The sequence below is a fragment of the Nocardiopsis alkaliphila YIM 80379 genome (genome assembly GCF_000341005.1).
GTDB classification, from domain to species: domain Bacteria; phylum Actinomycetota; class Actinomycetes; order Streptosporangiales; family Streptosporangiaceae; genus Nocardiopsis; species Nocardiopsis alkaliphila.
Genome location: NZ_ANBD01000048.1, coordinates 26,940 through 37,746, shown reverse-complemented (window position 1 = coordinate 37,746; position 10,807 = coordinate 26,940). Strand labels below are relative to the sequence as shown.

Sequence of the window (10,807 nt, the reverse complement as noted above, 5' to 3'; positions counted from 1 at the left end):
CCCCGCCCCCCGCCGTGACCGATCGGGACGAGAACGGGTCGAAGTGGCCGCTGGTGCTGGTGGCCAACCAGCCCAACGTACGGTTCCACAGCCAGCAGGACATGGGGCGCCACAGCGCCGCGCAGAAGGTGCACGGGCGGGCCCCGTTGCGCATGCACCCCAAGGACGCCGAGGCGGCCGGGGTGTCGGAGGGCGAGGTGGTGCGGGTGACGGGACCGAGCGGTTCCTGCCTGGCCGGCGTGGTGCTCGGCGACGCCCTGCGTCCCGGTGTGGTGCAGCTGTCCACCGGCGCCTGGTACGACCCCTCGAGTGCGGACGTGACGTGTGCGCACGGCAATCCGAACGCCCTGGCCCGGGACGAGGGCACGTCCTCGTTGAGCCAGGGGTGCACGGGCCAATTGATCCGAGTCCGGGTGGAGCCGTACGAGGGGTCACCGCCCCCGGTACGCGCCTTCGAGCCTCCGGTGGGTGTCACCGGCACCGGCCCCGACCCCCTCTGAACATGGAACCCCTCCGCAGTCATGGTGGGTATACGGGCTGGTCGCCACAATGATCTTCATGGAAACCATTCCGATCACCGAAGCCAAGGCCGAGATCGCCGAACTCACCGAGCGTGCTCAGCGTGAGCACGCCGATCACACCTTCACCAAGAACGGCCGTCCCGCCGTCGTGATGATGTCCGTGTGGTCCGGTACGCATCGCTGACGGAAACGTTGAGCACCCTCTCCGGCCCCGATACACGTGCGGGCCTGGCGGAATCAATGGGCTCAGAGGAATCCACCACTGAGGAGAGGTCCGAGTTGATTCGTCATCGTCCTGGTGGGGTCGCCCCGTGCGGGACCGGGCCGGGAGGCCACCGGATCGCCAGACCTGTTCTCGGAGGGCTCGAACCATCGTGGACGATGTACCCATGCCACTCCCCCGAATCCACCTACCGACCGTTCTCGTCGCGCGATACCGTGCGGTCGATCGCGAGGTCGTCGGCTCCGCACTCGTGGACACACCTTCTCACCTCGATGCCTTGACCACCGACATCGGCGAGCGCGGAATCTTGACACCGCTCCGCTTCGGCTTCAACGAGGAGTTCGGCACGCTCGACGGCAACCACCGGATCGCCGTGGCCCTCCGCCTCGGCCTGGATACGGTCCCCGTCGCGTTGTTCGAGGAACCGGTTGCTCCCCGGCCGCTCCACGCACGGCCGATGTTCCCCGACGACCTGGCCGTTCTCAAGAAGATCCGGGTCAGCGGGTGAGGAGCCGATCGGACCGGCGCGGCAGCACGAGACCGATCAACGCCGGTAGGGCGTAACCGACCTGACCGGGAGCGAGCATCCCCAGGATCGCGCCGGTGTTGGCCCCCGGAGCGCGCAGGAACTCACCCATCCTCGGGTGGGCGTGCGGTACCCCGTTGCCCATGCCGAGCAGGCTGAGCAGCGCCATCCCGACCAATACGGTCCACACGATCCCGCCGGTGCCGGCACGAGCCAGCCAGTTCCGCAGGTGGTCCACCGCCGCCACCGCGTACGCCGGATCGACCGGTCCGACCCGGGCTTGGGAACCGAACGAAACCACGCCGACTAGGAACACCAGAGCGACGGCCGCCACGGCGACGGCTCCGGTGGCGGTTCCGGCCAGTCCCAAACGAAACGACAATTCCCTGGCCTGTGACTCCAGTTCCTCCTGTGACGGATAACGCCGCCAGGGCCGTCCTTGGGAACGTACCTCGCCCATGGCGTTGGCCCGGCGTTCGCGCAGGAACCGCAGGGTGTCGCACAAGACCCCGGGACCTCGGCGCGCGGCCCGGATGACGACGGCGAACTCGTGCACGATCACGGTCACGGTGGTGGCCAGGGTGATGGGCGACTCCACCCAGAACAGCGCCATACGCCGAAAGAGCGGGGCGATGTCCGCGGGCACCCGCACCCGCATGGACACCGAACGTCCGTGTGCCCAGCGCCGCAGCCGGGCCAAGGGGGCTCGTCCCGGCAACGGGGGCGTGGTCTGGGCCGCCGAGGCGATCAGACGATGGTCCATGGCGACGGCGGACACCAGGGCCAACAGCAACAACCACGGGGTGAGCGCTCCCCCACCGAGCACGCGATGCAGGAACGTCGAAACCGGATCCAGGGACGCGGCCGCCAGCAACACGTTGAAGTGCAGGTGCTCCAGATAGACCAGCCCCAGTGCCAGGAACGGCGCCGGCCACAACCAACCACCATGGCGACGTCCCACGATCGCCAGTCCCACCGCGGCCCCGATCAACCCGGTGACCACGGCGTGCCCGGAGAAGACCGCGAGCACGGTGCCCTCAGGGTCGGTGATGGTGCTCCCACCGGGCAGGAACAACCCCTCGGAGCCCGGGCCGGGGACCGAGACCTCCGTGAACAGCCGTTCGGCCAGTTGGAAGCCGGCTCCCGAGGCCGCGCCCAGCAACAGGAAGTCCACGGCCGCCAAACGGCGCACGCGCCGTCGGGCCACCAGGGCGAAGAGCAGCAGCGGCGACAGCTTCGCCGCTTCCTCCACCGTGACGGCCACGTAGGTGTAGGCGAGCGCACCATAGGGTTCCAGGCCGAGGACTCCGGTGATCGCGGTCTCCAGTAGGGCGACCGGCCACACCAAGAGGACTCCGAGGGCGGCCACCCGAAGCAGGGTGGCGAAGGAGACGGTGCGCGAACGCGCCAGGAAGGCCAACTGGAACAGCAGCACGAACGTGAGGGCCAGGGCCGGCAGGGCCGGACCGAGTTCGGGCGCGCTCAACGGTGCCACCAACAGCACCACGACCATCGCCCAGTTCCAGCCTCCACGCAGTGCGCGCAGGGAGCGTACCACTCCAGGTGTGCGCACCCTGGCGCGTTCGGCCCGGCGCGAGAGGCGTTCGGCCAGGTCGGGGCCGGGTCCACGGTTACGGGAGTGCCTGGCACCGGGTTCGATGCAGTGGTACTGCTGTGCGGCGCGCACCAGTTCGGGGCGTTTGGTCCGCTGCGCCTTGGCGGCGAACTCCTCCCGCACTCCGGGGATGTCCGAGCCGACGATCTCACGGACGAAGTCGGCCGGACCGGAGGCGATGGTGAGTTCGTTGGCGGCGACCAGAACGGCCGCGGAGAAGTCCTCGACGCACACCAGGAAGTCGGTGGGTGTGTTCCCCCAACCCCGAATGAGGTCGATGAGTGTGTCGGTGTGCAGCGGCACCTCGGTGACCGATTCGTAGGAGAACTCGGCCCGAGTACGGCAGACCAGGAGACGGTCCACCCCCAGTGCCCGGCCGGCGTCGACGATCCCGCGAATGAGGTTGCGGTCCCGTGGCACCGAGAAGGGGGTGGTGACCTTGCCCCCGGTTCGAACCCACTGCGGGTCGAACTCGGTCGGGCCGGCGCAGACGCGCAACACGAGGTCGCGCGCGAGCATGGCCTGTTCTTCCATGGGGGGTCCTCGTACCGGGGGGTGGGAGTCACGTGAGGCCGTCCATGTCCGGTGATGTTCCGGCGCAGGGGCGGCCCGGCACGAGCATAACGGCGCGAGGCCCTTCGCGGACATGCGCGTTGGGGACTCGTGTTCCGTTCGTCGCCGAACGTCATGAATCGGCTGGTGACAGGGGTTGAGGAGCCTGGGGCGGCGGGACGGGCACCATTCGTGAGGGACGTGGTCCGGCTCCGAAGGCGTCCGCGCACAGTTGCAGAAAGGGGCGTACCACCGGGAGGGAGAGGGCCCAGCCGGTCAGGGCCCAGCCCAGGTGCAGGTGCTCCATCGCCCTCGCCAACGCCGCCAGTCCACTCCAGCGCGTACCGTCCGCGCTTTCGTAGGTGAGCCGGTACAGCACCTGAGGATGGTCGGCGGCCGGTCGCATGCGCAGCGCCGTGGGTCGACGCGCCGCCACTCGGTTCCCCACCTCGCGGCACATACCGCAGTCCATCGCTACGAAGAGGGTGCCCGGGGCCCGCCCCGGCCAAGGACGCCACCGGGGCAGCCAGGGTCGCACCCCCGCGCGGTAGTGCGTCCAGGCGTGCCCGAAGCGCTCGCGCGACCGGCCGTCCTCGTGCCAGGTGGCGAACCCGGCCCCGTAGGCGAGGCAGACCGGCGCACCGATCAGCAGCACGGGGTGCAGCAAGCCCAGGACCAGGTAGACCAGCACCAAGGTGAGCTGCATCGGGTTGCGCACGTAGGCGTAGGGACCGCTGGTGACCAGGTGTTCGGGCGGGTCGTAGGGCAGCGGGGTACCGCGTCCCGCGACGGCGAACTCCCGGGCGGCGGCCAGCCCGGGCAGGCAGACCAGGGCCAACAGTTGGACGAGGATCGAGAGTTCCTCCATGCCGGGGAGCTCCACCCGGATCTGCCAGGGCACGGTCTCCGGTGGCGTGGTGGCCAGGACGTACACCGGCAGGGCCACCATGAGCCCGAACGCGAGCAGCGCCTGGGCCCACATCCGGGCCAGGAGCAGCCGTCGATGCCGGGTCCAAAAGGCCAATAGCGACGCGGGGACCAGGCACAGCGCCGCGCCCACGACCTCGCCGAGCGGCCACCGGGGTCCTAGCACCACCACGGGTTCGGCGAGGGGCATCAGGATCACGTCCAGCCAGACCAGCAGGCCGGTGATGAGCGGAACCGGAAGCAGGCGCAGCAGTAGTGCGGGCAGGGCGCCCCAGAGCAGTACCCAGGCCAGTAGGAGGTCGACGGGCAGCCCTTGCCACAGGGCTCCTTCGGCGTGGAAGGACCACCAATCGGCGTGCACCGCGTACAGGTTCAGTGGGATGAGCGTGAGCAGTGCCCAGCCGGAGGCCACGATCATCGACGCCGTCTCACGGTGACTCGGCGCACGCCACAGGCACAGGGCGATCAGTGCCCCCAGTGGCAGGAACAGGCCCAGGCCGCGGACGAGCGTGGCGGGAAGCTCGGGGATCACCGGGCGGCCTCCGCGAAGGTGTCGGCGAGGTAGGCGGCGGCCAGGTCGGTGGCGTAGGACTGCACCGGACCGAAGTACCAGGAGGGGTCGTAGGTGCGGGTGTAGTCGAATTCCCAGGTCAACCTGGTCCCGCCTGCCTCCCGTTCCCAGGTGGCGGTGGCGGTGCGCAGATCCATCCAGCGGGCCAGGGTGGTGTCGTCGGTGACCTCGAAGCCCCCCCGGCCGCCGTCAGCGTGGACACGGCTGTCGACGACCTCCAGTTCCATGTGGCGCGGCGTGGGTTCGTCGTCCAAGGCCAGGGTGGTGCGCGGGGTGAAGTGGATCAGGCGGGTGTCGCCCACCGCCAGGCCCTCCCCCACCGCCTCGACCGGTTCGGGGAAGGGGATCGCGCTCAGGAAGAACGCTTCGGGGGATTCGTAGGCGGGAGGTGCGGCCAACGCGGCCGCGACCTGTTCGGGCTCGGCGGCCACCTCGGCCGAGCCCACACCGGTGTCCTGTCTGGGGAGCAAGGACAGACCCGCGACCCCTTCCAGGGTCAAGGCGAACAGGAGCGGGACGGCGACGTAGGAGTGCGGACCATGACGGCCTCCGCCGAACAGGGCGGTGCCCACCCAGGCGACCAGGGCGACCACTCCGTAGATCAGCGGGGCGGCGATGACCAGGCAGACCATCCCTTCGCCGAGCAGCGGACCGGAGAGCAACAGCAGGACCGTGGTGACGGCCATGGCCACCCCGAGGGCGCTTTGGGGGCGGGCCAGCAGCACCACGATCAGGGCGAGGACGACGGGCAGACCGATGTAGAACAGGGCGGTTTGATCCATCCCACCCCAACTCATCAGCCGCACGAACACCAGCAGGGGGAACAGACCCAGGACCAGGATCCCGGCGAGGATCCAGCGGGCGGGAGAGGGCATGCGCACGGCCTCGGGCTCCCCCTCGAACCAGGCGCTGGGCGGGGTGCCGGGTTCGGCGCGGCAACCGGCGGCGTAGCGTGCGGCGACCTCCTCGTCACCGGGGTGACCATCGGAGGGGTTCGACTCTGGCACGGGGTCTCCTCATTCTTGATCAACTGATTGAATCACTCGGTTTAATCACATGATTAAACCGTATGATGAAGACCAACGAAAGGGAGGACCATGGCCAGAAGTGGCGGCGGGGGTCGCAAAAACAGCGAGGAGACCAAGGAACGCCTGCTCACGGCGGCGGGCGAGGTCTTGCGCGAAGAGGGGTACGCCGGGGCCTCGGCGCGGGCGATCGCCACTCGGGCCGAGGCCAACTCGGCGCTGGTCTTCTACCACTTCGGCGGCGTCGACCAACTCCTGTTGGCCACGTTGGACCGTTCCAGCGCCGAACGCATGAGCATGTACGAGGAACTCGCCGCTCCCGCCCGCACCCTCGAGGAGCTGGTGGAGGTCGCCACCCGCATCTACCGGACCGACCTGGAACGCGGCTACATCACCGAGTTCTCCGAACTGGTCGCCGCCGCGGTCACCAAACCCGAGCTGCGCGAGGAGATCCGTCGGCGGTCCGAACCCTGGATCGACTTCATCGCAGGACAGTGGGAGCGTGTGGTGGGCGGCTCCGCCCTGGGCCGGCTGCTGCCCGCCCGAGAGGTCGCCTACGCCGCGATCACCTACTACCTGGGGGTCAACCTGTTCTCCGTACTCGACGAGGACGACTCCCGGACCGAAGCGGTGTTCGACCTGGCCGCGAGACTGGCCCCCCGTGCCCGACTGCTGACCCTGCGTCTGCCCCGGAGGGCGGACAAGACCGAGGAGGACGCGTGAGCGTACACGTCGCCGAGGGGATCGAGTTCCCCGACACCGACGATGGCCACCGCTGGGTGGCCGCTGCCGTGATCATCGACGAGAAAGGACGGGCCTTCGCCCAGCGTCGGTCCGCAGAGCGCAAGGTGTTCCCGAACTGTTGGGACGTCGTCGGCGGCCACGTGGAAGCGGGTGAAAGCATGCTCGACGCCCTGACCCGCGAGATCACCGAGGAGACCGGGTGGAGACTGAGCGAGGTGTTGGCCGAACTGTGCCGCCTGGACTGGGATCCGGGCGATGGCTCCACTCGCCGTGAGATCGACTACCTGGTCCGGGTCGAGGGCGACCTGGGCCGCCCCACATTGGAGGTCGGCAAGCACACCGAGTTCATGTGGGTGGATCCGTCCCGGGTGCACCTGCTGCGCGACGCCCGCGACCCCGGCGACTACTTCATCACCGACGTCGTCCAAAAAGGGCTGGACGCGGCGCGCGCCTTCACCTGAGTGAGGGGTTCAGTCCACCAACCGGACCCGGATGGGGTTCGCGGAGTCCGACTGGGCCTCGGCTTCGGCGCGCACCGACCCGACCACGGTGGCGGCCGTGGTCACGAACCGCTTTTCGAAGGTGGCCTGTTCGGCCCGCTCACGAAACGAATCCCACACCATGCCGATCACCAGGAACAGGAGCAAGGCGAGGGACCAGGGCATGGGGGGAGGACGCCTGTCCGGTCGGGACACCGTCGTGCCGGGGGAGACCTTTCAGGCGTCCATTCCAGGAACCTCGCGTCACGTCCCGGTCTCCTTGGACGGTTCCTCCATCACGGCCGAGGGCTCCGGTTCCGATTCGTCGGGATCGCGGACCATGCCCTCCTCCGTACCGGCGATGACCCGTGTGGCCACCAGGTCGCCGGTGACGTTGCACATGGTGCGGGCCATGTCGAGGATGGCGTCGATTCCGGCGACCAGCGCGACCGGGGCCATCGGCAAACCGACGGAGGTGACAGCCATGGACAGCATGATCAGACCGGCACCCGGGACTCCTGCGGTGCCGATCGAGGCGAGCACACCCACCACGACGACGGTGGCCAACTGTCCGATGGTCGGTTCCACCCCGGCGACGTTGGCGACGAAGACCGTGGCGGCGCCCACGTAGATGGCGGTGCCGTCCATGTTGATCGTGGCGCCCAGGGGGAGGGTGAAACCGTAGACGCCCTCGCGCACGCCCATCCGTTCGGCCGCCCGGCTGGAGACGGGCAGCGTTCCGTTGCTGGAACGGGTGACGAAGGCGGTGAGCATGGGGTCCTTGGCCGCCGCGAAGAAGTGTGCGATACCCACGCGGAAGAGCATCAGCAGGACGACGTAGACGATGATCTGGATGAGGATCGAGCCGTAGACGACACCCGTGAGCCGCAAGAGCGGACCGATCGCCTCGAAGCCCGTCTCGGCCATCACGAGCGCGATCAGGGCGAACACACCGACCGGGGCGTACTCCAAGACCCCGCGGATCACGCGGAAGACCAGCTCCACGGCGCCGTCCACACCACGCTTGAGCAGCAGGGCGAGCCCGGCCACGCGCTCCTCGTGACTGTTGAGCATGAAGGTGAGCGCGAGCCCGAACAGAACGGCCACGAACATGATGCCCAGGACGTTGCCGTCCACCAGGGCCTCGAAGGGGTTGGCCGGAACGATGTTGAGCAGGGTCTCGGAGATGGCCGGCACCTCTGCCCCGTCCTCACCGTCCCCCGGCATGCCGAGCCCGGTACCCGGTGAGATCGCGAGCGCGATGAGCAGGCCGATCGTGATGGCGAAGGCCGAAGTCACCAGGTAGAAGACGAAGACCTTCATTCCGATCCGGCCCAGCCGTTGGGGCGAGACCATCGTGATGCCCGCGATGAGGGTGGTGACGATCAGCGGAAAGACCACCATCTGGAGCAGGTTGAGGAAGAGCCGCCCCAGCGGGTCCAGGATCGGCAGGGCCCAGGACTGGGCGTCGAAGACGTTGATCGCCAGGCCGGCGGCGGCGCCACCGACCAAGGCGATGACCATCTTCCAGATCAGGGGGAAATCGAAGTAGCGCCGCCACAGGGTGCGCTCATCCGTTGTCACGGTCGATGTGGACATCGTCGTCCTTCGGTTCCGGGGAAGGGGATGCCCGTTCTATACCGAAACGGGAACCGACCACACGTCACGATCCGGTTGCTCCACGCCATGCTCCTTCCGACGCGCGCACCTCCCGTAGTGCCAGGGGCAGCCCTTCCAGCAGGTCCGAAGCACTGATGGGCGCACCTGCCCGAACCAGCTCGGCCGCGCGTCCGTGCAGGTAGGCCGCGCACATGGCGGCCTCCTGGGGCGGCAGCCCTGCGGCCAACAGGGCTCCGGCCGCACCCGAGAGCACGTCCCCCGAACCCGCCGTGGCCAGGAGGGGCGTACCCGTCGGGTTGGCCACCGTCGGCGCGTCCGGGTGCGCGATCAGCGTCGTCGAACCCTTCAACAACACGGTCGCCCGGTAGAGCTCGGCGGCTCGGGTCACGTGTTCCAGGCGGCGGGCCTCGATGTCGGCCCGATCCGAATCGGGCAGCAACCGGGACAGCTCACCCGCGTGCGGGGTCAGCAACGTGTGCCCCGAGCGCTCTGGGAGCAGGGCGGCCAGACCCTCGTCCGCGCCGAGCAGGGTGATCGCGTCCGCGTCGAGCAGCACCGGACGGTCGCTCTCCAGTACCGCCCTCAGCTCGTCGGCGTTGGCGGGCTCGGTCCCGCGTCCCGAACCGACCACCACGGCGGCGACCCGCCCTGGGGACAGGTCGTCACCCTCCAGGTCCAGGCGCGCACCGACCGTCTCGGGCCAGTGGGCGATCACCTGGGAGAGCACCTCCTCCCCTCCCCCGTAGCGGACCATCCCCACACCCGTGCGCAGCGCCCCGCCCACGCAGAGAACGGCGGCACCCGGGTACCGATCGGAACCGGCGCGCACGGCGAGCACGCCTCGGCGATACTTGTCGGCTTCGGCCCCGAGCCCGGGAAGTAGTCGAGCGATGTCCACGGCCCCTGGGCGGTGCAGGTCGGCGCCGGGCAACTCCGGGCCGAGCCCGATGTCGACGAAGTGGACCCGACCGGCCCGTTCGGCTCCCGGGTCGACGAACAATCCCGGTTTGTACGTGCCGAACGTGACGGTCGCCTCGGCTCGGACCGCGTGCCCGGCGACCTCCCCGGTCTGAGCGTCCACCCCGCTGGGCAGGTCGACCGCGACCACCGGGGCGGGCGAGTTCGTGGCCAGGGTGGCCAGTGCGGCGTGGGGTCCACGCAACCCGCCCCGGCCACCGATGCCGACGAGCCCGTCCACGATCACGTCGGTGTCGAACAGCGCCGCCCGCACCTGGTCGGTCGGTCCATCCTCCGAGGCACCCGACAGGATCCGCCCCCCGCGGGCGCGCAGCGCCGCCGCGCCGTCCTCGTGGATTCGCCTCCCGGCGGCCACGGCCCGCACGAAGGCGCCTCGGGCGGCCAGGTTCGCGCCCGCGTAGAGGGCGTCGCCACCGTTGTCCCCGCCACCGACCAGGAGGGTGACACGGGAGCCGTACACCCTGGGCAGCATGCGGGAACAGTGGATGGCCAGACCTGTGGCGGCTCGGCGCATGAGGGTGCCTTCGGGTAGGCGGTCCATGAGCCTGCGTTCGGCCTCGCGGACGACATTGACGTTGTGGGCTGAGCGCACCGAGTACCTCCGAGGGTCGAAACGTTCCATCGTGACGCACGGGGTTCGGTACCCGCCCGCTTCGCCACACCCACGTTCGGTGCTTCCAGGTCTTTCCCAGCAACCCACTTAACGGACGTTGTGGACATATTGCCCGTTGTCACCGGTTCACCACGTAGAGGAGCCGAGCGTGAGGACAATAGAGGTATGCCTCGACCGAACAAGTACGTGTCCAGGTCCGATCTGGGCTGGGGTACTTCCCCCGCCTCCCGAGCCAACCCCCGTTCCGGTCTGGTCATCCACTACGACTCCGTGAACCAGAATCTGGCCGGCCAGAACCACTCCGCTTGTCTGTCCTACTGGCGCNTGGCCCAGCCCCCGCGACTTCCACACCGGCCCCTCCCGTGGCTGGGCCGACATCGGCTACTGCGTCGACACCGAGACCGAGATCCTCA

Annotated in this window: 11 protein-coding genes; 5 read left to right on the top strand and 6 right to left on the bottom strand. The window is 69.1% G+C overall.

Features of this window, described 5'->3' with window-relative positions; all coding sequences use genetic code 11:
• The 3 genes from D472_RS0107895 to D472_RS28105 all read left to right on the top strand — a co-directional run.
• Positions 1-500 (top strand): molybdopterin dinucleotide binding domain-containing protein (locus D472_RS0107895; protein WP_083903406.1); only part of this gene is annotated, 500 nt, incomplete at its 5' end.
• Positions 501-558: 58 nt separating this feature from the next.
• Positions 559-705 (top strand): type II toxin-antitoxin system Phd/YefM family antitoxin, encoded by a 147-nt coding sequence (locus D472_RS27465; protein WP_161625101.1) that lies wholly within the window; start codon positions 559-561, stop codon positions 703-705.
• A 316-nt stretch (positions 706-1,021) separates the two neighbouring features.
• A complete protein-coding gene (locus D472_RS28105) occupies positions 1,022-1,252 on the top strand; it encodes a ParB N-terminal domain-containing protein (protein ID WP_026117489.1) in 231 nt (76 codons plus the stop codon).
• Here D472_RS28105 and D472_RS0107880 read toward each other — a convergent pair.
• From D472_RS0107880 to D472_RS0107870, 3 genes are all read right to left on the bottom strand, one after another.
• On the bottom strand, positions 1,242-3,419 hold the full coding sequence (locus D472_RS0107880; protein WP_026117488.1) for a PrsW family glutamic-type intramembrane protease: 2,178 nt from the start codon (positions 3,417-3,419) through the stop codon (positions 1,242-1,244). The two genes, D472_RS28105 and D472_RS0107880, sit on opposite strands and share 11 nt — an antisense overlap.
• Positions 3,420-3,570: 151 nt before the next feature.
• Positions 3,571-4,896 (bottom strand): methyltransferase family protein, encoded by a 1,326-nt coding sequence (locus D472_RS0107875; RefSeq protein WP_017603940.1) that lies wholly within the window; start codon positions 4,894-4,896, stop codon positions 3,571-3,573.
• Complete coding sequence (locus D472_RS0107870; RefSeq protein WP_017603939.1) at positions 4,893-5,942, bottom strand: hypothetical protein; 1,050 nt, start codon at positions 5,940-5,942, stop codon at positions 4,893-4,895. The genes D472_RS0107875 and D472_RS0107870 overlap by 4 nt, the downstream gene beginning before the upstream one ends.
• Before the next feature lie 90 nt (positions 5,943-6,032).
• Between D472_RS0107870 and D472_RS0107865 the strand changes: the two genes are divergently transcribed.
• On the top strand, positions 6,033-6,683 hold the full coding sequence (locus D472_RS0107865) for a TetR/AcrR family transcriptional regulator (protein ID WP_017603938.1): 651 nt from the start codon (positions 6,033-6,035) through the stop codon (positions 6,681-6,683).
• Positions 6,680-7,165, top strand: a complete 486-nt coding sequence (locus D472_RS0107860) for an NUDIX domain-containing protein (protein WP_017603937.1) — start codon at positions 6,680-6,682, stop codon at positions 7,163-7,165. The genes D472_RS0107865 and D472_RS0107860 overlap by 4 nt, the downstream gene beginning before the upstream one ends.
• Before the next feature lie 9 nt (positions 7,166-7,174).
• Here D472_RS0107860 and D472_RS0107855 read toward each other — a convergent pair whose 3' ends face one another.
• The 3 genes from D472_RS0107855 to D472_RS0107845 all read right to left on the bottom strand — a co-directional run bounded on the left by D472_RS0107855 (position 7,175) and on the right by D472_RS0107845 (position 10,373).
• Positions 7,175-7,369 carry a hypothetical protein gene (locus tag D472_RS0107855; protein WP_017603936.1) on the bottom strand — a complete coding sequence of 65 codons (195 nt, stop codon included), beginning with the start codon at positions 7,367-7,369 and terminating at the stop codon, positions 7,175-7,177.
• Between the two features lie 78 nt (positions 7,370-7,447).
• Complete coding sequence (locus tag D472_RS0107850) at positions 7,448-8,782, bottom strand: dicarboxylate/amino acid:cation symporter (RefSeq protein ID WP_017603935.1); 1,335 nt, start codon at positions 8,780-8,782, stop codon at positions 7,448-7,450.
• A 64-nt stretch (positions 8,783-8,846) separates the two neighbouring features.
• Complete coding sequence (locus D472_RS0107845; RefSeq protein ID WP_026117486.1) at positions 8,847-10,373, bottom strand: bifunctional ADP-dependent NAD(P)H-hydrate dehydratase/NAD(P)H-hydrate epimerase; 1,527 nt, start codon at positions 10,371-10,373, stop codon at positions 8,847-8,849.
• Positions 10,374-10,807 lie beyond the last annotated feature (434 nt).